The organism is Streptomyces sp. NPDC045956 (assembly GCF_056430705.1).
Genome location: NZ_JBWKKZ010000001.1, coordinates 837,039 through 860,946, shown reverse-complemented (window position 1 = coordinate 860,946; position 23,908 = coordinate 837,039). Strand labels below are relative to the sequence as shown.

19 protein-coding genes are annotated in these 23,908 nt (G+C 74.6%); 13 read left to right on the top strand and 6 right to left on the bottom strand.

Annotated features, from left to right (window positions below; all coding sequences use genetic code 11):
- Positions 1–142: 142 nt before the first annotated feature.
- Positions 143–1,342 carry a bifunctional adenosylcobinamide kinase/adenosylcobinamide-phosphate guanylyltransferase gene (locus AC07FV_RS03775; protein WP_479084396.1) on the top strand — a complete coding sequence of 400 codons (1,200 nt, stop codon included), beginning with the start codon at positions 143–145 and terminating at the stop codon, positions 1,340–1,342.
- Here the strand turns inward: AC07FV_RS03775 and AC07FV_RS03770 are convergent.
- On the bottom strand, positions 1,331–2,110 hold the full coding sequence (locus AC07FV_RS03770) for a class I SAM-dependent methyltransferase (RefSeq protein ID WP_479084394.1): 780 nt from the start codon (positions 2,108–2,110) through the stop codon (positions 1,331–1,333). The genes AC07FV_RS03775 and AC07FV_RS03770 overlap by 12 nt on opposite strands.
- A gap of 147 nt (positions 2,111–2,257) precedes the next feature.
- On the opposite strand from AC07FV_RS03770, the gene cobT reads away from it, so the two are divergent.
- Positions 2,258–3,397, top strand: a complete 1,140-nt coding sequence (cobT, locus tag AC07FV_RS03765; protein ID WP_479084392.1) for a nicotinate-nucleotide--dimethylbenzimidazole phosphoribosyltransferase — start codon at positions 2,258–2,260, stop codon at positions 3,395–3,397.
- 25 nt (positions 3,398–3,422) lie between these two features.
- Here cobT and AC07FV_RS03760 read toward each other — a convergent pair whose 3' ends face one another.
- Positions 3,423–4,175: a hypothetical protein gene (locus tag AC07FV_RS03760; RefSeq protein ID WP_479084391.1), complete on the bottom strand. Its 753-nt coding sequence runs from the start codon at positions 4,173–4,175 to the stop codon at positions 3,423–3,425.
- Between the two features lie 60 nt (positions 4,176–4,235).
- Here AC07FV_RS03760 and AC07FV_RS03755 point away from each other — a divergent pair, with 60 nt between their 5' ends.
- A complete protein-coding gene (locus AC07FV_RS03755) occupies positions 4,236–5,021 on the top strand; it encodes an adenosylcobinamide-GDP ribazoletransferase (RefSeq protein WP_384698703.1) in 786 nt (261 codons plus the stop codon).
- Positions 5,022–5,039: 18 nt separating this feature from the next.
- On the opposite strand, the gene AC07FV_RS03750 is transcribed toward AC07FV_RS03755, so the two are convergent.
- Positions 5,040–5,822 carry an endo alpha-1,4 polygalactosaminidase gene (locus AC07FV_RS03750; protein ID WP_479084389.1) on the bottom strand — a complete coding sequence of 261 codons (783 nt, stop codon included), beginning with the start codon at positions 5,820–5,822 and terminating at the stop codon, positions 5,040–5,042.
- Between the two features lie 249 nt (positions 5,823–6,071).
- On the opposite strand from AC07FV_RS03750, the gene AC07FV_RS03745 reads away from it, so the two are divergent.
- The 7 genes from AC07FV_RS03745 to AC07FV_RS03715 all read left to right on the top strand — a co-directional run bounded on the left by AC07FV_RS03745 (position 6,072) and on the right by AC07FV_RS03715 (position 16,735).
- Positions 6,072–7,610 carry a leucyl aminopeptidase gene (locus AC07FV_RS03745; RefSeq protein WP_479084388.1) on the top strand — a complete coding sequence of 513 codons (1,539 nt, stop codon included), beginning with the start codon at positions 6,072–6,074 and terminating at the stop codon, positions 7,608–7,610.
- A gap of 299 nt (positions 7,611–7,909) precedes the next feature.
- Positions 7,910–9,298 (top strand): dihydrolipoyl dehydrogenase, encoded by a 1,389-nt coding sequence (lpdA, locus tag AC07FV_RS03740; RefSeq protein ID WP_383648334.1) that lies wholly within the window; start codon positions 7,910–7,912, stop codon positions 9,296–9,298.
- A 64-nt stretch (positions 9,299–9,362) separates the two neighbouring features.
- Positions 9,363–11,171, top strand: a complete 1,809-nt coding sequence (gene sucB / locus AC07FV_RS03735) for a 2-oxoglutarate dehydrogenase, E2 component, dihydrolipoamide succinyltransferase (RefSeq protein WP_479084387.1) — start codon at positions 9,363–9,365, stop codon at positions 11,169–11,171.
- A 208-nt stretch (positions 11,172–11,379) separates the two neighbouring features.
- Positions 11,380–12,003 (top strand): GntR family transcriptional regulator, encoded by a 624-nt coding sequence (locus tag AC07FV_RS03730; protein ID WP_479084385.1) that lies wholly within the window; start codon positions 11,380–11,382, stop codon positions 12,001–12,003.
- A gap of 393 nt (positions 12,004–12,396) precedes the next feature.
- On the top strand, positions 12,397–15,099 hold the full coding sequence (gene aceE, locus AC07FV_RS03725) for a pyruvate dehydrogenase (acetyl-transferring), homodimeric type (RefSeq protein ID WP_479084384.1): 2,703 nt from the start codon (positions 12,397–12,399) through the stop codon (positions 15,097–15,099).
- A gap of 56 nt (positions 15,100–15,155) precedes the next feature.
- A complete protein-coding gene (locus AC07FV_RS03720) occupies positions 15,156–16,157 on the top strand; it encodes a helix-turn-helix transcriptional regulator (protein ID WP_479084382.1) in 1,002 nt (333 codons plus the stop codon).
- Positions 16,158–16,213: 56 nt separating this feature from the next.
- Positions 16,214–16,735 (top strand): DUF4240 domain-containing protein, encoded by a 522-nt coding sequence (locus AC07FV_RS03715; protein WP_479084880.1) that lies wholly within the window; start codon positions 16,214–16,216, stop codon positions 16,733–16,735.
- A gap of 16 nt (positions 16,736–16,751) precedes the next feature.
- Here AC07FV_RS03715 and AC07FV_RS03710 read toward each other — a convergent pair whose 3' ends face one another.
- Positions 16,752–17,570 carry a peptidoglycan recognition protein family protein gene (locus AC07FV_RS03710; protein WP_479084381.1) on the bottom strand — a complete coding sequence of 273 codons (819 nt, stop codon included), beginning with the start codon at positions 17,568–17,570 and terminating at the stop codon, positions 16,752–16,754.
- Positions 17,571–17,859: 289 nt separating this feature from the next.
- On the opposite strand from AC07FV_RS03710, the gene AC07FV_RS03705 reads away from it, so the two are divergent.
- Complete coding sequence (locus tag AC07FV_RS03705; protein WP_479084380.1) at positions 17,860–19,044, top strand: MarP family serine protease; 1,185 nt, start codon at positions 17,860–17,862, stop codon at positions 19,042–19,044.
- Here the strand turns inward: AC07FV_RS03705 and AC07FV_RS03700 are convergent.
- A complete protein-coding gene (locus AC07FV_RS03700; RefSeq protein ID WP_479084379.1) occupies positions 19,034–19,540 on the bottom strand; it encodes an N-acetyltransferase family protein in 507 nt (168 codons plus the stop codon). The two genes, AC07FV_RS03705 and AC07FV_RS03700, sit on opposite strands and share 11 nt — an antisense overlap.
- A gap of 71 nt (positions 19,541–19,611) precedes the next feature.
- Here AC07FV_RS03700 and AC07FV_RS03695 point away from each other — a divergent pair, with 71 nt between their 5' ends.
- A complete protein-coding gene (locus AC07FV_RS03695) occupies positions 19,612–20,535 on the top strand; it encodes a TIGR01777 family oxidoreductase (protein ID WP_479084378.1) in 924 nt (307 codons plus the stop codon).
- Positions 20,536–20,847: 312 nt separating this feature from the next.
- Positions 20,848–22,251 carry an NAD(P)/FAD-dependent oxidoreductase gene (locus AC07FV_RS03690; protein WP_479084376.1) on the top strand — a complete coding sequence of 468 codons (1,404 nt, stop codon included), beginning with the start codon at positions 20,848–20,850 and terminating at the stop codon, positions 22,249–22,251.
- Positions 22,252–22,290: 39 nt separating this feature from the next.
- Here AC07FV_RS03690 and AC07FV_RS03685 read toward each other — a convergent pair whose 3' ends face one another.
- Positions 22,291–23,754 (bottom strand): regulator, encoded by a 1,464-nt coding sequence (locus AC07FV_RS03685; protein WP_479084375.1) that lies wholly within the window; start codon positions 23,752–23,754, stop codon positions 22,291–22,293.
- Positions 23,755–23,908 lie beyond the last annotated feature (154 nt).

Genomic DNA, 23,908 nt, shown 5'->3' with positions numbered 1-23,908 from the left:
GATCTTGGTCCGGCCTCCGCCCGCAGCCTATGCGCTCGGCCGGGCGCGCCGTGGAGGACCCCGGAACACGCTCCGCCGCGCCAACGCGCCACAGGGGGGTCTCGGGCGCGCACCTCGCCGGGTCACCGGGGAAGATCGGTGCGTGGACGTGACTCTGCTCGGCACCGGTGCCCCCGCGGGACTGCCCCGCCCCGACTGTCCCTGCGCGGCGTGTGCCGCGGCGCAGGGCGAGAACGCGCGCGCGGCGACCGCGCTGCTGGTGGACGGGGCGATGCTGCTCGACCTGACGCCGGGCGCCGCGTTCGCCGCCGCGCGGGCCGGACACTCCCTGACCGGGGTGCGGCAGGTGCTGCTGTCGCACCCGCACGACGGGCCCGCCGTGGAGGTGCCGGCGGGGCTGCCGCAGCCGGGGCGGGTGCCCGACGGTCGGGAGCTGGCGCTGCTGACCGGGCACCGGGTGCGGGCGGTGGCAATGGACTCGCCGGGTACCGGGTACGCCGTGACCGGCCCCGACGGGCAGCGGCTGCTGTACCTCCCGCCGGGTGGCGCGCCGGCCGGTCTGGAGGAGTCCCCCGAGTCCTACGACATGGTCCTCGCGGACGTCGTGGGGCGGCCGGACGCGCTGGCCCGGCTGCGGGCGGTGGGCGCCGTGGGGCCGACGACGGACGTGGTCGCCGTCCATCTGGGCCACGACGTGCCGCCGGGCCGGGAGTTGGAGCGGCGGCTCGCGGCGGCCGGGGCGCGGGCCGTGCCGGACGGGACGACGCTGGCGGTGGGCGCCTACGAGGACGTGCCCGACGTGCCGCGGCGCACCCTGGTCCTGGGCGGTGCCCGGTCGGGGAAGTCGGTGGAGGCGGAACGGCGCCTGGAGGCCTTCCCGGACGTGCTCTACGTGGCCACCGGGGGCTCCCGCGGCGGCGACACCGAGTGGGCGTCCCGGGTCCACGCGCACCGCGAGCGGCGCCCGGGGTCCTGGCGGACCGTCGAGACGTGCGACCTGGTGCCGCTGTTGAAGGACGAGGGGCCGGCGTTGCTCGTCGACTGCCTGTCCCTGTGGCTGACGGACGCGATGGACGCCGTCGGGGCGTGGGACGACGCGGAGTGGGCCGACGGCGGCGAACGGGCCCTCAGGGACCGGGTGCACGAGCTGACGGAGGCGGTGCGCGCCACCCGGCGCACGGTCGTCGCGGTGTCGAACGAGGTCGGCTCGGGGATCGTCCCGGCCACCGCCTCGGGACGCCGCTACCGGGACGAACTCGGGCGGCTGAACGCGGCCTTCGCCGCCGAGTGCGAGCAGGTGCTGCTGGTGGTGGCGGGCCAGGCGCTGGTGCTACGGGGCTGAGGCGTCCTTGCGCGCCACGACCCGGGGGCTCCGGGCGCCGGTGAGCAGCGTGCAGCCCCGGGCCGCCAGTTCGGCGCGCAGGTCCGCCGGGTGCGGGGCGCCGGGCGGGAGGGCGAGCAGCCGGCGCGGGTCCGCCACGTCGAGGAGCAGGTGGCCGCCGGGGCGCAGCGCGTGCAGGGCGGCGCGCAGTTCGGCGCGCGGGTCGGGGACGCGTTCCAGCTGCTGGAAGAGGCTCACCACGTCGTAGCGGGCCCGCAGCCGGGCCGCGATGTGCGGGTCGGTGAGGCGGCCGACGAAGGCCTCCTCGACCCGCTCGACCGCGCGGGCGCGCAGGACGCGGTGGGTGGGGTCCAGCCCGTCGAAGGACGTGTAGGGGAAGTGGGCGCGGGCGGTGTGCGGGAAGTCGGCGTCGCCGGTGCCCACGTCGAGCCAGCTCTCCGGCTCGGGGCAGTGGCGCAGCAGCGCCCTGGCGGCCATGCCGTGGCGCAGCCGTACGCCGGCCCGGAGCAGCGGGTGGTCCGGCGGGCCGTCCGCGAGCGCGGGGTTGTGGAAGACGTGCCGGCAGTCCCGGCACCGTACGAGGGCGGACCGGCCGGGAGGGGGCGCGGACCGGCCGGGAGGGGGCGCGGAACGCCGGGGGTCCGCGCCGCGGGTGCGCAGCCGCCGCGAGCCGCACCAGGGGCAGTCCTCGCGGTGCGGCCCGTACCGCGGCACGGGAGGCACCAGGGGCACGGGGGGCGGCGCCGAGGGGGCGGGGGGTGCGGACACGGGCGGCTCCCGACGCGAGGGGGGACGTACGACAAACCACGCAAAACGTTACGTAGGTGATCGCGTTCCGGAGCGCAACGACGCCGCCCGGGCGCGGTGCGGACGGGCCCGCCGTGGTGTTCGACCGGGGCCGGTACTGTTCGGCGAATGAGCTCGCTGAATCTCGACGACTTCACCGATCTGATCGAGCGGCCCGACGGCGGGGTGCGCCGCGACGCCGAGGCACGCCGGGAGCGTCAGGTCGTCCCGCCCGGATCGCTGGGCCGCCTGGACGACCTGGGCGAGTGGCTGGCGGCGGCGCAGTCCTCCGTACCGGTGCGGCCGGTCGAGCGGCCCCGGGTGGTGCTCTTCGCCGGTGACCACAAGATCGCCGAGCTGGGCGTCTCGTCCCGGCCCGCGGGGGGTGCCGGTGACCTGGTGCGCGAGGTCCTGGAGGGCGGCCGGCCCGTGTCGGTGCTCGCCCGGCGGCTGGGCGTGCCGGTGCGGGTCGTGGACATGGCCCTGGACTGCGATCCGGAGACGCTCCCGGCCGAGGTCGTACGGCATCGGGTGCGGCGCGGCGGCGGGCGCATCGACGTCGAGGACGCACTGACCGCCGAGGAGGCCGAGGCCGCCTTCCGGGCCGGGATGGCGGTGGCCGACGAGGAGGCCGATTCCGGAACGGACCTGGTGGTGCTCGGCGACCTGAGCGTGGGCGGGACCACGGCGGCGGGCGCGCTGGTGGCCGCGCTGTGCGGGACCGACGCGTCGGTGGTCACCGGGCGGGGCGGGCTGGCCATCGACGACCTGGCCTGGATGCGCAAGTGCGCGGCGATCCGGGACGCGCTGCGGCGCGCCCGGCCGGTGCTCGGCGACCAGTTGCGGCTGCTCGCGACGGTGGGCGGCGCCGACCTCACGGCGATGACGGGCTTCCTGCTGCAGAGCGCGGTGCGCAAGGTGCCGGTCGTCCTGGACGGCGTCGTGACGGCCGCCTGCGCGCTGGTCGGCCAGCGGGTCGCCTTCCGGGCCCCCGACTGGTGGCTGGCCGCGCACGACAGCGGGGAGCCGGGCCAGGCCAAGGCGCTGGACCGGATGGCCCTGGAGCCGCTGCTGTCCCAGGGCGTGACCGTCGGCGAGGGCACGGGCGGCCTGCTGGCCCTCCCCCTGGTCCAGGCCGCGGCGGCCCTGGCCGCGGAACTGCCGGAGCGGCCGGAGGCGGCGGAGGACTCCGCCGAGGAGAAGGAGCAGGACGCCGAGGAGAAGGAGCAGGAGGCCGAGGAGAAGGTGCAGGACACCGGGCGGGACTGAGCCCCGCGGGCGTCCGCGGGCGCCGTCACCGACGGCCGGGCACCGGGTCCGGGCGTCCCCCGATCCAGTCCTGCACGGCGCGGCTGCGGCCGGCCCAGCGGCGGTCGTGGTGGTAGGCGCGCAGCCGGGACTTGGCGCGGGCGCGCGGACGGTTCCCGTAGAAGCGGCGGGCCCAGGGGGAACCGGGCCGGGCCAGGCGGACCGCGCCGACCAGGGCGACGACGGGGACGATCACGCCGAAGAGCGCGAGCCGTCCCTTGCCCTTGGCGAGGGCGAGGAGCGCGAAGAAGAAGTTCCCGGCGACGGTGGCGATGACGTTGGCCCGGTCCTGCCTCTCGTCCGGGGAGAGGCCGTCGACGCCGAACGGCGTGAACCCGGCGAGCACGAGCCCGACCAGGGCCGCGGTGACCACCACGACCTCCACGCTCTTGCGGCCGGCCTCGGTCCAGTACACGTCGTCGAGGTGCAGGATCAGCGCGAACTCGTCCAGCACGAGCCCCGCCCCGACGCCGAAGACCACCGCGGCCACGGCGGAGCCGAACCCGTGCCGGCCCCCCGCGACCGCGCAGAAACCGCCGATGACGGTGAGGACGATCCCCGGGACGACGTGGTGGATGTGCACCCCGCCCGCCTGGACGTTGCCGAACGGCCCCTTGCCGGCCCGGATGAGCCGGGTGACGACCCGGGTGATCACGAAGGTCAGGACGAAGGCCCCCAGGGCGAGGAGCAGCGGCAGCTTGCCGGGTTCCATGATGTTGCGCTGCCACCAATCTCCCATATGCGCACTTTATCCCGAGGGGCCGCCGACGCCCTGGCGACCGCCGGGTAGTCTGCGCCGGTGCCCAGGACGCTCCCCTCCCCCGACGGTCTCCGTTTCGCCTTCGGCACGCTCACCGTCTTCCCGGTCGAGGTGACCCGCTGGGACCGCGGGGCCGCCCGCGGCGGCATGCTGTGCGCGCCGCTGGCCGGGCTGGCCGTCGGCGTCGCCGCCGCGGCCGCCGGGCTCCTGCTGCTGCTCCTGGGCGCGGGAAGCCTGCTCGCCGCGGTCGCCACGGCCGCCGTGCCCGCCGTGCTCACGCGGGGGCTGCACCTGGACGGGCTGGCCGACACCGCGGACGGGCTGGGCAGCGGGAAGCCCGCCGCGGACGCGTTGCGGATCATGAAGCAGTCGGACATCGGGCCGTTCGGCGTCCTCGCCCTGGTGTTCGTGCTGTTCGCCCAGGTGGCCGCGTTGGCGCAGGCCTACGACGGCTCCTGGGCCCGGGGGGCGCTCGCCGCCGTGGTCTCGGCGACCGCCGCCCGGCTGGCGCTGACGCTCGCCGCCCGGGCCGGGGTGCCGGCCGCGCGCCCCGAGGGGCTGGGCGCGGCGGTCGCCGGGGTGGTGCCGGTGGGGGCCGCGCTGGCGGTCACCGCCGTCGTCACGGCGGCCGGTGCGGTCGCGGGCGCGTTCGGCGGGCCGTACGACGCGGTCCGTACGGCGCTCGCGGTGCTGTGCGCCGTCGCCGTGGCGGAACTGCTGCTGCGGCACTGCGTCCGCAGGTTCGGCGGCGTCACCGGTGACGTCTTCGGCGGGGTCGCGGAGACGGCGGCCACGGCCTCGCTGGTCGTGCTGGTCCTCGGCTGACCCACCCGCACCGGCGGCTCAGCAGGCCTCCCGCTCCGCCCCCAGCTCGTACTCCTTGCGCATCGAACTCAGCCGCAGCGCACGGGACTCGGGGCAGAAGCGTTTCGTCGGCAGCTCGTACTCGACGTGGAAGACCGCCTTGCCGGCGTCGATGAACGGCTTGTTGTCGGCGCACTCGCCGTACTGGGCGCACTGCTCGTTGACCGCGAAGTCGAAGTCGTCCACCAGTTCCGGGATCTGGTCCAGGTCGTTCTTCAGGCCGACGGCCAGTCCGCGGTCGTGGGCGAGTGAGGCGATCAGCCGGTTGTAGCGCAGCTGGTCGTCGGCGGTGAGCGGGAAGCCGGTCTCGTTGCGGTAGCCGTCCATGTTGTCCGGCTCGACCGCGTCGAAGCCCTTCTCGCGGCACATGTCGAGGCGCTCGGCCATGAGCGGCTCCAGGACGTCCGTCGCGCGGATGTCCAGCCAGCGCTCGCCCTCCCAGCCGTTGCCCTCGCCCAGCACCGACTCGGGGAAAGCGCCGGCGTCCGGCCGGAAGTCCTCCCAGGCGCCGGTGGACAGGTAGCAGATGACCTTGCGCCCGTCCTCGTGCAGTGCGGCCACGGTGGACGCGGGGTGGTCGAAGCCGTCGATGTCGTAGACCGGGACGTCGACGGACGTGTCGAGCCTGCCGCTGAGCTGCCACTGCCAGGCGGTGCCGGGCCGCGGCTGCCAGTGTCCGGCGGCTTCCCCGTCGTCGGGGGGCGAGGACGAACAGCCCGCGAGCAGCAGGAGGAGGGCTGTCGACAGGACCGGGCGTCTCACGGGGTGCTCCAGGGTGTGGGGTGGGCGGTGGCGTACCCCGGGAATGATCTCCCACCCCGGGTGCGGCGCGGTAAGCGGCGGCCCCGCGGGAGGGAGCGGAGGCGGACGCGAGCGTAGGCTCGTGCCCGGTGTCCGCCTGCCCGGGCGGAGACCGCGAATCAGGAGGGATCTAGGGTCGGTTGTCGGGCCCGGTCGACCCACCCGCATTCGGCCAGTCAAGACTTCATACGGAAGCGAGAAACCACCACCGTGACTGCTCTCACTCTCTCCACCGCCGCGGTGCCCGGCCTGCGGGCCGACGCGATCGTGATCGGTGTCGCCAAGGGCGCGGCATCCAGGTCCCAGGGCCTGGTCGTCGCACCGGGTGCCGAGGCCGTGGACAAGGCGTACGACGGCCGGCTCGCCGGCGTCCTGGAGACCCTCGGCGCCTCGGGCGCCGAGGGCGAGGTGACGAAGCTGCCCGCGCCGGCCGGCTTCAAGGCACCCGTCGTGGTGGCGGTGGGCCTGGGCGCAGAGCCCGAGAAGGACGCCGGGTTCGACGCCGAGGCGCTGCGCAGGGCCGCCGGCGTGGCCGCCCGCGCGCTGGCCGGCGCCAAGAAGGCCGCCTTCGCCCTGCCGCTCGCCGAGGCCGCCGACGCCGGCGCCGTCGGTGAGGGCGTGCTGCTCGGCGCGTACCTCTTCGACGCCTACAAGGAGTCCGGCAAGGACGCCAAGGCGAAGAACGGCAAGGCACCGCTGGCCGAGGCGACGCTGCTCGGCGGCAAGCCCCGCGACAAGGCGTTCAAGGCCGCGCTCGAGCGCGCCACCGCCGTCGCCCAGGAGCTGAACCGCGCCCGCGACCTGATCAACACCCCGCCGAACGACCTCGACCCCGAGGCGTTCGCGGCGGTCGCGCAGGCCGCCGCCAAGGAGCACGGCATCAAGGTGCAGGTGCTCGACGAGAAGGCCCTCACCAAGGGCGGCTACGGCGGCATCCTCGGCGTCGGCGCCGGCTCCGCGGCCGGCCCGCGGCTGGTGAAGCTGTCCTACACCTCGTCCAAGGCCAAGAAGTCGCTCGCCTTCGTCGGCAAGGGCATCACCTACGACTCGGGCGGCATCTCGCTGAAGCCGGCCGGGCACAACGAGACGATGAAGTGCGACATGGCCGGCGCCGCCGCCGTGTTCGCCGCGGTCGTCGCCGCCGCGCGCCTGGGCCTGGAGGTCAACGTGACCGGCTGGCTGGCGCTGGCCGAGAACATGCCGTCCGGCTCCGCCACCCGCCCGGGTGACGTGCTGCGCATGTACAGCGGCAAGACCGTGGAGGTGCTCAACACCGACGCCGAGGGCCGGCTGGTGCTCGCGGACGCGCTCTGGGCGGCCTCGCAGGAGAAGCCGGACGCGATCATCGACGTGGCGACGCTGACCGGCGCGATGATGCTGGCGCTGGGCAGCCGGACGTACGGGATCATGGCGAACGACGACGCGTTCCGTGCCGCGGTGCACGAGGCGGCGGAGGAGGTCGGCGAGCCGGCCTGGCCGATGCCGCTGCCGGAGCACCTGCGCAAGGGCATGGACTCGGCGACCGCGGACATCGCCAACATGGGCGAGCGGATGGGCGGCGGCCTGGTGGCCGGTCTGTTCCTGCGCGAGTTCGTCGGCGAGGGCATCACCTGGGCGCACCTGGACATCGCGGGTCCGGCCTTCAACGAGGGCGGGCCCTTCGGGTACACGCCCAAGGGCGGCACCGGCACGGCCGTGCGGACGCTGGTGCGGGTCGCCGAGCTGACGGCCGCGGGCGACCTCGGCTAGCGGCGCCCCCGGGGGCCGCGAGTGAGGTGCGGCGGGCCCGTCGCGGCCCGTCGCGCCCGCGCCGCGAAGCCGCGGACGGGCACCGCCCGCGCCCCCGGGACGCCTCCGTCGGCCTTGTGACAGGAAAAGGTGCGACGTCTCACACACCGGCCCCACGTCTCGTCGGCCCCTTACAAGTGCGAAGATGGGGCTCGGCAGGACAGGGCCCCACCTAAGGGCCGAGAACAATGAGCGGCCGGACACCAGCCGCCGACCGGTCACTGGAGACCGGCGTGGCGCACATGCATGGAGGACGTGACGTGGCGAACGACGCCAGCACCGTTTTCGACCTAGTGATCCTCGGCGGTGGCAGCGGTGGTTACGCCGCGGCCCTGCGCGGGGCGCAGCTGGGCCTGGACGTCGCCCTGATCGAGAAGGGCAAGGTCGGCGGTACCTGCCTGCACAACGGTTGCATCCCCACGAAGGCCCTGCTGCACGCGGGCGAGATCGCCGACCAGGCCCGCGAGAGCGAGCAGTTCGGTGTGAAGGCCACCTTCGAGGGCATCGACATGGCGGCCGTCCACAAGTACAAGGACGACGTGATCTCGGGCCTGTACAAGGGCCTGCAGGGTCTGATCGCCTCGCGCAAGGTGACCTACATCGAGGGCGAGGGCCGGCTGTCCTCGCCGACCTCCGTCGATGTGAACGGCCAGCGGGTCCAGGGCCGCCACGTGCTGCTGGCGACCGGCTCCGTGCCGAAGTCGCTGCCCGGCCTGAACATCGACGGCGACCGGATCATCTCGTCCGACCACGCCCTCAAGCTCGACCGCGTGCCGAAGTCCGCGATCGTCCTGGGCGGCGGCGTCATCGGCGTCGAGTTCGCCTCCGCGTGGAAGTCCTTCGGCAGCGAGGTCACGATCGTCGAGGGCCTCAAGCACCTCGTGCCGGTCGAGGACGAGAACAGCTCCAAGCTGCTGGAGCGCGCCTTCCGCAAGCGCGGCATCAAGTTCAACCTGGGCACCTTCTTCGAGAAGGCCGAGTACACCCAGGACGGCGTCAAGGTCACCCTGGCCGACGGCAAGGAGTTCGAGGCCGAGGTCCTGCTCGTCGCCATCGGCCGCGGCCCGGTCTCGCAGGGCCTCGGTTACGAGGAGGCCGGGGTCGCCATGGACCGCGGCTACGTCCTGGTCGACGAGTACATGCGGACCAACGTCCCGACCATCTCGGCCGTCGGCGACCTCGTCCCGACCCTCCAGCTCGCGCACGTCGGCTTCGCCGAGGGCATGCTGGTGGCGGAGCGGCTCGCCGGGCTGAAGACCGTCCCGGTCGACTACGACGGCGTGCCGCGGGTGACGTACTGCCACCCCGAGGTCGCCTCCGTCGGCATCACCGAGGCCAAGGCCAAGGAGATCTACGGTGCGGACAAGGTCGTCGCCCTGAAGTACAACCTGGCGGGCAACGGCAAGAGCAAGATCCTCAAGACCACCGGCGAGATCAAGCTCGTCCAGGTCAAGGACGGTGCCGTGGTCGGCGTCCACATGGTCGGCGACCGCATGGGCGAGCAGGTCGGCGAAGCCCAGCTGATCTACAACTGGGAGGCGCTGCCCGCCGAGGTGGCCCAGCTCATCCACGCCCACCCGACGCAGAACGAGGCGATGGGCGAGGCCCACCTGGCGCTGGCCGGCAAGCCCCTGCACTCCCACGACTGACCTCCCTCGGTCACTGGGCGCGACGACACAGACTTCCGCAATTCGTTAAGGAGCAACCGAAACCATGGCGGTTTCCGTAACCCTTCCGGCGCTCGGCGAGAGCGTCACCGAGGGCACCGTCACCCGTTGGCTCAAGGCCGAGGGTGAGCGCGTCGAGGCCGACGAGCCGCTGCTCGAGGTCTCGACCGACAAGGTCGACACCGAGATCCCGGCCCCCGCGTCCGGCGTGCTGTCCTCCATCAAGGTCGCCGAGGACGAGACCGTCGAGGTCGGCGCCGAGCTGGCGCTGATCGACGACGGTTCCGGCGCCCCGGCGGCCGAGGAGGCCCCGGCCGCCGAGCAGGCCCCGCAGGCCGAGCAGGTCGCCGAGCCCGCCCCGGAGCCGGCCCCGGCCGCCCCCTCCACCGAGCAGGCCGCCCCGGCGCCCGCCCCCTCCGCCGACGCGTCGGCCGGCGGCGGCGGTGCCGAGGGCACGGACGTGGTCCTGCCCGCGCTCGGCGAGTCCGTCACCGAGGGCACCGTCACCCGCTGGCTGAAGTCGGTCGGCGACTCGGTCGAGGCCGACGAGCCGCTGCTGGAGGTGTCCACCGACAAGGTCGACACCGAGATCCCCGCCCCCGCCTCCGGCACCCTGCTGGAGATCGTGGTCGGCGAGGACGAGACGGCCGAGGTCGGCGCCAAGCTCGCCGTCATCGGCGAGGCGGGCGCGGCTCCCGCGGCCGCTCCGGCCCAGGAGGCCCCGGCCGCCCCCGCGCAGCCCGAGCCCGCCCAGGCCCCGGCTCCGCAGCAGGCCGCCCCGGCCCAGCAGGCCCCGGCCGCTCCGGCTCCGCAGGCCCCCCCGGCCCCGGCTCCGCAGCAGCCGGCCGCTCCGGCCCCGTCCGCCCCGGCGCCCGCGCCGGCCCAGGCTGCCGCTCCGGCCGCCCCGGCCGCCGCCCAGCCGGCGGACGACGGTGCCTACGTCACCCCGCTGGTGCGCAAGCTCGCCTCCGAGAACGGCGTGGACCTGTCCACCGTCAAGGGCACCGGCGTCGGCGGCCGCATCCGCAAGCAGGACGTCATCTCCGCCGCCGAGGCCGCGAAGGCCGCCGCTCCGGCTCCGGCCGCCGCTGCTGCCCCCGCGGCGAAGAAGGCCCCCTCCCTGGAGGCCTCCCCGCTGCGCGGCCAGACCGTCAAGATGCCGCGCATCCGCAAGGTCATCGGCGACAACATGGTCAAGGCGCTGCACGAGCAGGCCCAGCTGTCGTCGGTCGTCGAGGTCGACGTCACGCGACTGATGAAGCTGCGCGCCCGTGCCAAGGACGCGTTCGCGGCGCGTGAGGGCGTCAAGCTCTCGCCGATGCCGTTCTTCGTCAAGGCCGCGGCCCAGGCGCTGAAGGCGCACGCGCCGATCAACGCCCGGATCAACGAGGCCGAGGGGACCATCACCTACTTCGACGCCGAGAACATCGGTATCGCGGTGGACTCCGAGAAGGGCCTGATGACCCCGGTCATCAAGAACGCCGGCGACCTCAACCTGGCCGGCATCGCCAAGGCGACCGCCGACCTGGCGGGCAAGGTCCGGGCCAGCAAGATCAGCCCGGACGAGCTGGCGGGCGCGACCTTCACCATCAGCAACACCGGTTCGCGCGGCGCGCTGTTCGACACGATCATCGTGCCGCCGAACCAGGTCGCCATCCTCGGCATCGGTGCCACGGTCAAGCGTCCGGCCGTCATCGAGACGGAGGACGGGCCGGTCATCGGCGTCCGCGACATGACGTACCTGACCCTGTCCTACGACCACCGTCTGGTGGACGGCGCCGACGCCGCCCGCTACCTGACGGCGGTCAAGGCGATCCTGGAGGCCGGCGAGTTCGAGGTCGAGCTCGGCCTCTAGTCCCCAGCCAGTGGGTCTGTTCGGTGCCCCCGCCCGGAGCTTTCCGGGCGGGGGCACCGTCATGTGCTGCCGTGCGCGTCGTGTAAGTCTCGTCTCACCTGCGTGAAAGCGCCCCCGTGCGCCCTGCCGGCTCGCGGTGACGGCCGTATTGTTTCTCAACGTCAGTCGCCCCAGGGGGCCACAAGGGCCCTCTCCCGAAGGAGCTCTCATGACCGCGCCCGTCGTCCACTCGCTGCGCGAACAGATCCGCGAGCACATCCTGGAAGGGATCATCAGCGGACGCTGGCAGCCGGGCGAGCGGATCGTGGAGCGCCGGATCGCCACCGAGCTGGAGGTCAGCCAGACGCCGGTGCGCGAGGCGCTGCGGGAGCTGGAGTCGCTGCGGCTGATCGAGTCGGCGCCGAACAAGGGCGTGCGGGTGCGCAATCTGACCGCCGCCGACCTGGAGGAGAGCTACCCGGTCCGGGCCGGTCTGGAGGCGATCGCCGCGGAGCTGGCGGCGGACCGGCTCGCCGAGGACTGCTCGGCGCTGGAACCGCACGTCGCGGCCCTGTACGAGGCCGACCGCGCCGCCGACGGGACCGCCCAGGTGCGGCACACGGTGGGCTTCCACCGGGAGCTGGTCCGGGCGGCCGGCAACTCGGTGCTGCTGCACACCTGGGAGGGCCTGGGCATCGAGGTGTTCACGGCGCTGTCGATACGGTGGCTGGGGACGGTGCAGCAGTCCTACGCGGAGGAGCACGAGGAACTGGTCGCGGCCTTCCGCCGCCGCGATCCCCGTATCCCGGAGATTGTCAAGGCCCACGTCCTGGGCTGCGCCCCCCGCGCCTAGTTTCCCCGCCCCCGCCGCCCCCTCTCCGCGGGCCGCGCCTCCGGCCCCCCGGTCCGCGCGGTGCCCCGCGGCCCCACACGGGCGCGGGGCACCGCGTGAACGGCCAGGCCGCCCCGGCGGACGCGCACGCACCCAACCACCCGAGCCGCACTGCGCTCACCTGCACAAACCGTCGGTTTCATGGTCACCCCGTGCCACCGCCGGAGGCACCCCGTGCCGACTTTCTCGTGATCAAGAGGTTTTGGCCCTCAACCCTTTGATCGATCATCGATCAGGGAGTTACAGTCTCCGACGGGCTTCCACCCGAGCCCAAGCCCTGTCCTGCCAAAGACCTAGGGCACCCCCGAACCCTTGACGATGAGGGAACCCCCTTCGACTGAGGAAGGCGGCGACATGACCGACCCCAAAGCCATCCAGCCGAGCGAGCTCGACCAGCTCCCGGACCGCGACCCGGAGGAGACCGCCGAATGGCAGGCCTCCCTGGACGCCGTCACCCAGGCGGCCGGGCCGCACCGTGCCGCGTACCTGATGCGCCGCACACTGGAGCGCGCCGAGGGCGCCGGCATCGCCCTGCCGAAGCTCCTGGAGACGGACTACGTCAACTCCATCCCGACCGCCGACGAGCCCACCGTGGACGGCGACGAGGACCTGGAGCAGCGGATCACCGCCTGGAACCGCTGGAACGCGGCGGCGATGGTCACCCGCGGCAGCAAGTACGGCGTCGGCGGCCACATCGCCACCTTCGCCTCCGCGGCCTGGCTGTACGAGACCGGCTTCAACCACTTCTTCAAGGGCAAGGAGGGTGACGGCTCCGGCGACCAGCTCTACGTCCAGGGCCACGCCTCCCCCGGCATCTACGCCCGCGCCTTCCTCGACGGCCGGCTGTCCGAGGAGCACCTCGACAACTTCCGCCGCGAGGCCGGCGGCAAGGGCCTGCCGTCCTACCCGCACCCGCGCCGGCTGCCCTGGCTGTGGGAGTTCCCCACCGTCTCCATGGGCCTCGGCCCGATCTCCGCGATCTACCAGGCGCGGTTCAACCGCTACCTGACCAGCCGCGGCATCAAGGACCTGACCGACTCCCACGTGTGGGCGTTCCTCGGCGACGGCGAGATGGACGAGCCCGAGTCCACCACGGCGCTGACGCTCGCCTCCCGCGAGGGCCTGGACAACCTGACCTTCGTCATCAACTGCAACCTGCAGCGCCTCGACGGTCCGGTCCGCGCCAACTTCAAGATCGTGCAGGAGCTGGAGGCCCAGTTCCGCGGCGCCGGCTGGAACGTCGTGAAGTCGCTGTGGGGCACGGCCTGGGACGAGCTGTTCCAGCTCGACACCACGGGCGCGCTCGTACGCCGCCTGCGCGAGGTACCCGACGCGCAGGTGCAGACGTACCAGACGCGCGACGCCGCCTACATCCGCGAGGACTTCTTCGGCAAGGACCCGGCGCTCGCCGAGATGGCGAAGCTGCTGTCCGACGACAAGATCCTCGAGTGCTTCCACTACTCGCGCGGCGGCCACGAGTCCCGCAAGGTCTACGCCGCCTACCGCGCGGCCCTCGCCCACAAGGGCGCGCCGACCGTGATCCTGGCCCAGACGGTCAAGGGCCACACCCTCGGCACCGGCTTCGCGTCCAAGAACGCCAACCACCAGATGAAGAAGCTCTCGGTGGACGAGTTCAAGGACATGCGCGACCTGCTCGGCCTGCCGATCAAGGACAGCGCCTTCGTCGACGGCGTGGTCCCCTACGGCCACCCGGGCGCCGACTCCCCCGAGGTCCGCTACCTCCAGGAGCGGCGCGCCGCCCTCGGCGGTCCGGCCCCGGCCCGCCGCGTCCACCCGGTCGCCCCGCTGCCCGCGCCCGCCGAGAAGGCCTTCGCCTCCTTCGACAAGGGTTCCGGCTCGCAGAACGTGGCCACCACCATGGCCTTCGTCCGCCTGGTCAAGGACCTGGTCCGCGACAAGGAGACCGGCAAGCGCTGGGTGCCGATCGTCCCCGACGAGGCGCGCACCTTCGGCATGGAGAGCCTCTTCCCGTCCCTGGGCATCTACTCGCCCAAGGGCCAGACGTACGAGCCGGTCGACCGCGACCAGCTGATGTACTACAAGGAGGCCAAGAACGGCCAGATCCTCAACGAGGGGATCACCGAGGCCGGCTCGATGGCCGACTTCATCGCCGCGTCGACGTCGTACGCGACGCACGGCGAGACGATGATCCCGTTCTACATCTTCTACTCGATGTTCGGCTGGCAGCGCACGGCCGACCAGATGTGGCAGCTCGGCGACCAGCTCGGCCGCGGTTTCCTGGTCGGCGCCACCGCCGGCCGGACCACGCTGACCGGCGAGGGCCTCCAGCACGCGGACGGCCACTCCCCGGCCATCGCGGCAACCAACCCGGCCGCGCTGACGTACGACCCGGCCTTCGCCTACGAGGTCGCGGCGATCGTCAAGGAGGGTCTGCGCCGGATGTACGGCGAGGCGGCTCCGGGCGAGGACCAGGACGTCTTCTACTACCTGACCGTCTACAACGAGCCGATGCCGCAGCCGGCCAAGCCGTCCGCGCCCGGCGTGGACGAGGGCATCGTCAAGGGCCTGTACCGCTTCAACACGGCGGAGTCGGCGGGCCTGACCCCGGCCGCCAACGCCCCGCGCATCCAGCTGCTGGGCTCCGGCACGGCGATCCACTGGGCGCTGAAGGCGCAGAAGCTGCTCGCCGAGGAGTGGGGTGTGGCCTCCGACGTGTGGTCCGCGACCTCCTGGACGGAGCTGCGCCGCGACGCGCTGGACGCCGACGCGGCCCTGCTGCGCGGCGAGGAGCGGGTGCCGTACCTCCGCCGGGCGCTCCAGGGCGTCGAGGGCCCGGTCCTCGCGGTGTCCGACTACATGCGCCAGGTCCCGGACCAGATCGCGCAGTGGGTCGAGCAGGACTGGTCCTCGCTGGGCGCCGACGGCTTCGGCCTGTCGGACACCCGTGAGGCCGCCCGCCGCCACTTCGGTGTCGACGCCGAGTCGATCGTGGTCGCGTCCCTCGCCCAGCTCGCCCGGCGCGGCGAGGTCAAGGCGACGGCCGTGAAGGAGGCGCGCGAGCGCTACGGCCTGTAGGAACGGTGAACACAGGAGGCCCCCGCCGCGGCGGGGGCCTCCTGCATGATGTGGGGATGCGCGCTGCCCGCCTCATCAAGATGGTGCTGCTCCTCCAGTCCCGCCCGGCCATGACCGCCGCCGAGCTGGCCCGGGAGCTGGAGGTCTCGGAGCGCACGGTCACGCGGGACGCGCAGGCGCTGTCGGAGGCGGGGGTGCCGGTCTACGCGGAGCGGGGGCGGGCCGGGGGGTACCGGCTGATCGGCGGCTACCGCACCCGGCTGACCGGGCTGGCCCGGGGTGAGGCCGAGGCGCTGTTCCTGTCCGGGGTGCCGGGGGCCCTGCGCGAGATGGGCCTGGAGGACGCGGCGTCGGCGGCCCGCCTGAAGGTGTCGGCGGCGCTGCTGCCGTCCCTGCGGGACGCCTCCCGCACGGCGGCGCAGCGCTTCCACCTGGACGCGCCGAACTGGTTCCGGGAGCCCCGGACGCCCGAGCTGCTGCCGGTGGTGGCGGACGCCGTCTGGGACGACCGGCCCGTCACCGCGCGCTACCGACGCGGGCAGGAGGAGGTCGTACGGGAGCTGGAGCCGTACGGGCTCGTGCTGAAGGCGGGCGTCTGGTACCTGTGCGCGAGGGTCGCGCGGGCCGAAGGCGGCGGCGCCTTCCGGGTGTACCGCATCGACCGGTTCACGGCGGTGTCGGCGGGCGGGGAGCGTTTCACACGGGACGACGGCTTCGACCTGCCCGCGTTCTGGGCGGAGCGGGCCGAGCAGTTCGCGCGGTCGATCCTGCGGGCCCAGGTCGTGGTGCGGCTGTCGGAGCAGGGCGTGCGGGCGCTGCCGCACGTCGTCGACGCGCCGGTCGCCCGGGAGGCGCTGGAGGCGGCGGACGGGCCGGACGCGGACGGCCGGGTCACGGTGACGCTGCCGGTGGAGTCCGAGGAGGTCGCGCACGCCCAGCTGGCGGGGCTCGGGCCGGAGGCGGAGGTGCTGGCGCCGCGGACGCTGCGGGACCGCTTCGCCCGGGACGCGCGACGGCTGGCCGTCCTGTACGCCGACGCGGGCCCGGCCGGGACATAACGATCCACCGCACTCCGCGTGCGTCCCGTCCCCGGAGGGCCGATGCTGGACCCGTGATGGACGAGACGGAGTTCTGGGAGCTGATCGACGCCACCCGGCAGGGCGCCGACGGCGACCCCGAGGACCAGGCCGACCTGCTCGTGGACCGGCTCCTCGGGATGGACCCGGACCTGGTGCTCGACTTCGCCCGCCACTTCGAGGCCCGTTACAACCGCGCCTGCACCTGGGACCTGTGGGGTGCCGCCTGGGTGCTGCTCGGCGGCGCGAGCGACGACGCCTTCGACTACTTCCGCTGCTGGCTGATCGGCCAGGGCCGCGAGGTGTACGAGGGCGCGGTGCACGATCCCGACGCGCTCGCCGACCTGCTGGACGACTTCGACGAGGAGCTGGACGGCGACGGCGAGGAGCTGGGCTACGCGGCCGACGAGGCCTACGAGCAGCTCACCGGTACCGTCGCCCCCGACCTGGGCATCGCGCCCGCGCCGGCGGAGCCGCTGGGCACCCCGGTCGACCTGGAGGACGACCGGGCCGTCGCCGGGCGTCTGCCGCGCCTGTGGGAGCGGTTCGGCCGGGACTGAGGCGGTCCCCGAGGGGTCAGCCGGACGGGCGCCCCTGGAGCCGCGCCGCCCGGTCCCTGATGTCGGCCAGGCGGGCGGTGAGGGCCGCGCCGGGGCAGCTGGTCTGGTAGCCCTCGTCGTGCCCCGCGACGGCGGGCAGGGTGGCGGCGGCGCCGGCGGCGTACCGGCTGAGGCCGTTGCTGGAGACCAGGGTGACCTCCGCGCGCGGGTCGGTGTCGGTGGGGCCGAGCTTCCAGGCGGCGAGCGCGGCGATCGCGTCGGTCAGCGCGTCGGGCACGGGCACCCCCGCGGTGAAGGTGCCGAGGGCGGCGATGCCGGTGGTGCGGTGGTTGAAGCCCTGGGTGTGGGCGCCGGTGACGGGGCGGGTGATGCCGCCGGCCCGGCCCTCGTAGATGGTGCCGCAGCGGTCCACGACGAAGTTGTAGCCGATGTCGTCCCAGTCCCGGCCGCCGGTCTGCCCCGAGTAGACACCGCGGAGGATGTCCGGCACGTCGGCGCAGTCGTAGCCGTTCGGCGTGTCGGTGTGGTGGACGAAGACGGCGAGGATCTCGTCGTCGTAGCGCGGGGGCGGCTGGGCGCGGGCGGCGTCGCCGAGCCAGGCGGACCGGGGCACGATGGGCGGCCGGGGCGCGGAGTGCCGGTCGGCGGCGGCGGGCCGGGCCTGGGCCGAGGCGGAGCGCTCCACACCGTTCGCGCACAGCGCCAGCGCGGCGACGGCGGCCAGGCCGGGCAGACAGCCGAGCAGCGCCCGGGCCGGCGCCGGTATGCGGGCCGCGCCCGGTAGGCGGGCCGCACGCCGTTGCCGGGCCTCGCGCGGTCCTCGGAAGACACGCATGGTCCCACTGTCCGGCGGATCGGGTCCGGTCGCGACGTGGGCTGTGCCACTCGTGGAACCATCGCCCCGGTCCGGGACGTTCTTCCGGTCGATCGCACTCACTCCCGCACCCGCCCGCTCTCGTCCCCACCCGCCCGTGCCGGACCCGCTGGGTGGCCGGTCCCGGACGGTCCGGGACCCGCTGGGCGGCCGGTTCCCGGGCCGTCCGCGTCCCGGGCTGATCACCGGGCCGGCCGGGCACGTACTGAGGGACCCGGGCCGCAGGGGTTCCGGACGAAAGGCGGCTCGCGTGGACCTGCTCGACATCCTGCTGGTGCTGGTGGCACTGGCCTACGCGGTGTCCGGCTACCGCCGCGGGCTGGTGGCCGGCTGCGTCTCGCTGGCCGGCTTCGTGGGCGGCGCGGTGATCGGCGTGTGGCTCCTGCCGTGGGTGATGGAGCTGGTGGCCCCCCGGTCCACGGCGGCGACGGTGACCGCGGTGGTCACGGTGCTGCTGCCGGCGGTGGCCGGGCACGAGCTGGCGGGACGGCCCGCGCTGCGGCTGCGCCGGGAGCTGGAGGCGGGACCGCTCAGGGCGGCCGACGGGGTCGGCGGGGCGGTGGCCAACGCGGCGGCCGCGCTGATCGTGGCGTGGGTGGCCGCGAGCGTCCTGGCGGCGTCCTCGTCCTCGCTGCTGACCTCGGCGATCCGCGACTCGACGGTGCTGGGCTCGGTGCAGCGGGTGATGCCGGAGACCACCCCGGCGTGGTTCTCCGGGGCGACGTCCGCGCTGACCGAGGCGGGGTTCCCGCAGGTCTTCAACCCCTTCGAGAACGAGTCGACCGCCGAGGTCGCCGAGCCCTCCGGCGACAGCGTGACGCCGGCCGCCACCGAGGCGGCCCGGCGCAGCACGGTGAAGGTCGAGGGTGTCGCCGGCTCCCAGGGCCGGGAGGGCAGCGGTTTCGTCTTCGCGCCGGAGCGCGTGATGACCAACGCCCACGTGGTGGCCGGCATGGACGACCCGACCGTGCGGGTCGGCGGGGTGGGGCCCTCGTACGAGGCGCGGGTGGTGCTGTTCGACGCGGACAAGGACGTGGCCGTGCTGTACGTCCCGGACCTGTCGGCACCCGTCCTGCGGTTCGACGGCGACGCCGGGCGCGGCGACGCGGCGGTGGTCGCGGGCTATCCGCAGGACGGCGACCTCGATCTGCGGGCGGCGACGGTGGCGAACCGGACCCGGGCGACCGGGCAGAACATCCACAGCGACGCCAACGTCACCCGCGAGATCTACTCCGTGCGCTCCACCGTCCGCCCCGGCAACTCCGGCGGGCCGCTGCTGACCACCGACGGCCGGGTGTACGGCGTGGTCTTCGCCCGCTCCACCTCCGACGCCCGGACCGGTTACGTGCTGACGGCGGACGAGGTGGCCGACGAGGCGCGGCGCGGGGCCGGCGCGACGGCGGCGGTGGACACGGGCGAGCCCGTCAGGTCGTAGCGCCCGGCGGGGTGAACGACTGTCCCATCAGGACGTCGTCGACGTACCGGCCGTCGAGGAAGAACTCCCCGGGCTGCACGCCCTCGACGGCGAAGCCCCCGGACTCGTAGAGCCTGCGGGCCGCGGTGTTGTGGCCGAGGACGCGCAGGGTGATGCGCCGGGCGCCCAGCCGCCGGGCCTCCTCGACGGCCGCACGGACCAGGGCGCGGCCGACGCCCTTGCCGCGGGCCGCGTCGGCGACGGCCAGGCCGCGGATCTGGCGCACGTGGGCGTTGGAGGCGAGGCCCGTGGGGAAGCCGAGGCGGACGTAGCCCACGACGGCGCCGTCCAGTTCGGCGACCAGGTGGTCGGCGGGGCCCGAGGTCTCCCGGAAGAACGGGTCGTCGGGTTCCGGCGGGGGCGAGACGGCGTGCTGGTAGGACCAGGTCTCCTGGTCGAGGCGGCGCAGCGTCTGCTCGTCGTCGGACCTGGCCTGGCGTATGTGCGGAGCGGGCATGACGGTCACTGTACGACGCGGGCGCACCGCCCGGTCCAGCGCTTTTGCGGGCGTCGGTGCAGGATGGGCGCATGGACGGTGGACGCAGGGACGGGGAGCGCCGACGCTCCCGTGTCGTGGTGGCCGGCGCGTCCGGCCTCATCGGCGGCGCGGTGGCGCGGTCGCTGGCCGCGGACGGGCACGAGGTGGTGCGCCTGGTGCGGCACGCGCCCCGGGGCGCGGACGAGATCCGGTGGGACCCGGAGGGCGGACGCGTGGACGCGGCCGGGCTCGACGGGTGCGACGCCGTGGTCAATCTGGCCGGGGCCGGGGTGGGCGACCGCCGCTGGACCGAGGCGTACAAGACCCGCATCCGCAGCAGCCGGGTGCACGGTACGACGGCGCTCGCGGAGGCCCTCGCCGCGCTGGACCGGCCGCCGCGGGTCTTCGTGAACGGCAGCGCGATCGGTTTCTACGGCGAGACCGGCGACCGGCCCGTCGACGAGAGCGCGCCCGCGGGTGAGGGGTTCCTGCCCTCCGTGTGCGTCGAGTGGGAGGCCGCCGCGGCTCCCGCCCGGCACGCGGGCGTGCGGATGGTCCTGGTCCGGACCGGACTGGTCGTGGCCCGGCAGGGGGGCGCCTGGGGCCGGCTCTTCCCGCTGTTCCGGGCGGGGCTGGGCGGACGGCTGGGCGACGGGTCCCAGTACTGGTCCTTCGTGGCGCTGCACGACGAGGTGGCGGCGATCCGGCACCTCCTGGACCGCGACGACCTGTCCGGCCCCTTCAACCTGACCGCCCCGCAGCCGCTGACGAACCGTGAGATCACCGCGGCCATGGGGCGCGTACTGCACCGCCCGGCGCCCTTCGCGGTGCCCGCGCCGGTCCTGCGCGCGGCGCTCGGCGAGATGTCCGGCGACGTCCTGGGCAGCGCCCGGGTCCTCCCGGCCCGGCTGCTGGAATCGGGCTTCCGCTTCGCCTTCCCGGAGATCGACGGGGCGATCCGGGCCGCGCTGTGAGGTGAGGTGGCGGGCGGCACGGCCGCCCGCGGGCCGCCGGTCTCCACGGGCTCCGCCCCCTCGCACGCCGGCGGGCGCGCGCCGCCCCGTCGCGCTCGCCCCTCGGCGACCGCGTGAGCGTCGCGTTCCGACCGGACGACGGCGTACGCCGACCGTACGGCGCCCTCATGCGACCGCCGTGCGACCGTGCCCTGCCCCCGTGCGACTCCCCCCGACCGCGGCGGGCCCTAACCTCGAAGCGAACTCGGGTATCCCTCAAGGCGGTTGGGGGCATGACGTCTCCAGCGGCCGCGCAACCTCGAGGAGGGGCACGTGCTTGAGCCCGCGTACCAGGCGGACGTCGTCGTCGTGGGGGCCGGAATCGCCGGCCTCGCCGCGGCGCATCGGCTGACCAGCGCAGGAGTGACGACCACGGTCCTGGAGGCCGCCCATACGGTGGGTGGTCGGATGGCGACGGAGAAGGTCGACGGTTTCCGGCTCGACAGAATCGGACAGTTGCTGTCCACGGCCTGTCCCGAACTGCGCCGCACCCCAGGAACGGACGGCCTCGCCCTGCGGCCCTTCGCCCCCGGGGTCCTGCTGCACAGCGAGGGCCGGCACCATCGCGCGGGCGCCCCGGCGGGCACACGGAGCGCGAGGAGCGCACTCCACGCCGTGCGTGCCCTGGCGAGCGCCCCCCGCTCGATTCCCGCGCCCCGGCGCCCGGTCTCCGCGGCCGGGGTCCCCGGGCGCTCCGCACCGGTGCCCCGCGCCCGGGTGGGCGCCCCCCTCGGCACCACCGTCGACCAGGCGAGGCTCGGCGCCGCGCTGACGCGCCTCGCGAGCACGCCCGCCGAACGGCTGCTGGCCCGCCCCGAGCTGTCCGCGGCCCGGGCGCTGGCGGTCCGCGGGCTGCCGCCCCGGACGATCGACGGCTTCCTGCGCCCGCTGCTCGCCGCCCTGCTGTGCGACCCGGACCTGACCACGTCCAGCCGGTGCGCCGACCTCGCCCTGCGCTCCTTCGCCGGCGGGCGGCTCGCGCTGCCCGAGGGCGGCGCGGAGGCGCTGCCGGAGCTGCTGGCGCGGACCCTGCCGCCGGGCACGGTGCACACCGGCGTCCGGGTCACCTCGGTCGCCACCAACGCCGTGACCACCGCCGAACACGGCGTCATCCGCTGCCGGGCCGTCCTGGTGGCGACCGACGCCCCCGCCGCGGGCGAGCTGCTGCCCGGCCTGCGCATCCCGGCCTTCCACCCCGTGACGGTGGTGCACCACACGACGGACGAACCGCCGACGACCGGCGCCTCCCTCCTGCTCGACGCGGACCGCGGCGGGCCGGTCGCCCACACGGCCGTCGCCAGCCACGTGGACCCGACCCGCGCGCCGGCGGGGCGTGCCCTCGTCTCGTCGACGGTCCTCGGGCCGCTGCCGCCCGACGTCGACACGGCCGTACGCATCCACCTCTCCCGCCTCTACGGCACCTCGACCACCCGCTGGGAGACCCTCGCCGTCCACCACACCCCGGAGGCGGTTCCCGCGATGCGCCCCCCGCACGACCTGCGCAGGCCGGTACGGCTGCTGGCCGGCCTGTACGTGTGCGGCGACCACCGCGACACCAGCACCGTCCAGGGAGCCCTGCACTCCGGCCACCGGGCCTCCTCGGCGATCCTGACGGACCTGGGAGCGGGGCGGCCGATGCACGCGGCGGAGCCGTTGCCGACGGCCCGCGCCGCGTAGGGCCCCCACCCGGCGGACCGCCCCCACCGCGGCGGTCCGCTACCCCAGCGCCGCCACCCTGTCCCGGTAGCCCCGCACGGGTGCCGCGTCCTTGTACGGCTCCAGGCGCCGTTCGAAGTCGCGGACGTACTCCGCCGCCCGGACCGACCGCATCTCGGCCGCCTGGCCGGCCGCCTCGGCGGCCAGCTGGCAGGCCTGGTCCAGCTCCCCGAGGCCGAGGCGGGCGGTGGCCAGCACCACCCGGCAGAAGAGCCTGCTGCGGGCGTATACGGGGGCGCGCAGGAGCAGGGAGCGTTCCGCGTACTGGGCGGCGGCGCGGAACTGCTGGAGGTCGCGGTGGCAGTGCCCGAACTCGTCGGCGAGCTGCGCCTCGTCGAAGAAGCGCGCCCAGTGCGGCACCTCGTCCCCGGGCCGGGCGGCCTCCAGGGCGCGCTCGGCCCTCACCAGTGAGGCGGTGCACGCCCGCACCTCGCCGAGCACCCCGTGCGCCCGCGCCTCTGCCGCGTGCAGCAGCGTCTGCACCACGGGCGGCGCGGAGGTGCCCACGCCCTGCTGCGCCACCCTGGCCAGCTGCACCGCCTCGCGCCCGTGCCCCAGGTAGACGGCCTGGCGGCTCATGGTGACCAGCACGTAGGAGCCGTACGCCCGGTCCCCCGCCGCCTGCGCGAGCCGCAGCGCCTGGACGAAGTAGCGCTGGGCGAGGCCGTGCGCGGCGATGTCGTACGACGTCCAGCCCGCGAGCCGGGTCAGGTCGGCGGCGGCCGAGAACAGCCGCCGGCCGGTCTGCTCCCCGTAGGTGCCGCGCAGCATCGGCTCCAGCTCGTGCTCCAGGTAGCGCACCAGGGCCTGGCGGGCGTGTCCGCCGCCGTACCGGTCGTCCAGGCTGCGGAACAGCTCGCCGACCGAGCGCAGCGCCGCGAGGTCGCCGCCGGTGACCTTCTGGCCGGGGCCGCGCTCGGCCTGGGGCCGGCGGCGGTCCGGGTCGAGCGGGACGGGCCCCCTGGGCACCGCCGGACGGCCCTGCGCGGGGATGCGGACGGGCACCTCCACGCGGGCCACCTTCTCGTCGGCGCGGCCGATCAGCCAGTCCCTGCTGGGCACCACGAGGCCCGCCGGCGTGAAGGCGATCTTGCGCAGCTCGGCGTGGCTGCCGGAGTCCTTGCGCCACAGCCCGGCGACGATGTCGACGGCCTCGTCCGGGGTGGCGGCGAACTCCAGCCCCGCGTAGACGGGCGCGCAGGCGTCCAGGCCGAGGTCCTGGGCGCTGAGGCGGCGGCCGAGGCGCCGGGTGAAGACCTCGGCGATCAGGGCCGGGGTGGTACCGCGGGGCTGCTGGCCGCGCAGCCACCGGGTGACGGAGGTCTTGTCGTATCTCAGGTCCAGGCCGTGTTCGAGTCCGAGCTGGTCGACGCGACGCGCGAGACCCGCGTTCGAGAACCCCGCTTCGGCGATGAGCGCGGCGAGCTGGCGGTTGGGGGTGCGCTGCGCGGGTCGTTCCGTCATGGTGCGGTGCGGTCTCCTGCCTTCCGGGCCGTTCGATGTGCCCGGAGCGCCTGTGAGCAGCCCTTATGGCCTCGTGAACGGCGTGAATGTAGCGGAGAGTAAGCGCCCGATCGCACACTTCGACCGGCATTCATCCGATCGTGTGAGGAACGCC

What these genes read in the sequence shown, in the direction of transcription:
- AC07FV_RS03730 (WP_479084385.1), top strand. Translation starts at nt 11,380, where the DNA reads ATGACCGCGCCCGTCGTCCACTCGCTGCGCGAACAGATCCGCGAGCAC.
- AC07FV_RS03710 (WP_479084381.1), bottom strand. Translation starts at nt 17,570, where the DNA reads ATGCGTGTCTTCCGAGGACCGCGCGAGGCCCGGCAACGGCGTGCGGCC.
- AC07FV_RS03760 (WP_479084391.1), bottom strand. Translation starts at nt 4,175, where the DNA reads ATGGGAGATTGGTGGCAGCGCAACATCATGGAACCCGGCAAGCTGCCG.
- sucB (WP_479084387.1), top strand. Translation starts at nt 9,363, where the DNA reads ATGGCGGTTTCCGTAACCCTTCCGGCGCTCGGCGAGAGCGTCACCGAG.
- aceE (WP_479084384.1), top strand. Translation starts at nt 12,397, where the DNA reads ATGACCGACCCCAAAGCCATCCAGCCGAGCGAGCTCGACCAGCTCCCG.
- AC07FV_RS03695 (WP_479084378.1), top strand. Translation starts at nt 19,612, where the DNA reads ATGGACGGTGGACGCAGGGACGGGGAGCGCCGACGCTCCCGTGTCGTG.
- AC07FV_RS03720 (WP_479084382.1), top strand. Translation starts at nt 15,156, where the DNA reads ATGCGCGCTGCCCGCCTCATCAAGATGGTGCTGCTCCTCCAGTCCCGC.
- cobT (WP_479084392.1), top strand. Translation starts at nt 2,258, where the DNA reads ATGAGCTCGCTGAATCTCGACGACTTCACCGATCTGATCGAGCGGCCC.
- AC07FV_RS03700 (WP_479084379.1), bottom strand. Translation starts at nt 19,540, where the DNA reads ATGCCCGCTCCGCACATACGCCAGGCCAGGTCCGACGACGAGCAGACG.
- AC07FV_RS03715 (WP_479084880.1), top strand. Translation starts at nt 16,214, where the DNA reads ATGGACGAGACGGAGTTCTGGGAGCTGATCGACGCCACCCGGCAGGGC.
- AC07FV_RS03685 (WP_479084375.1), bottom strand. Translation starts at nt 23,754, where the DNA reads ATGACGGAACGACCCGCGCAGCGCACCCCCAACCGCCAGCTCGCCGCG.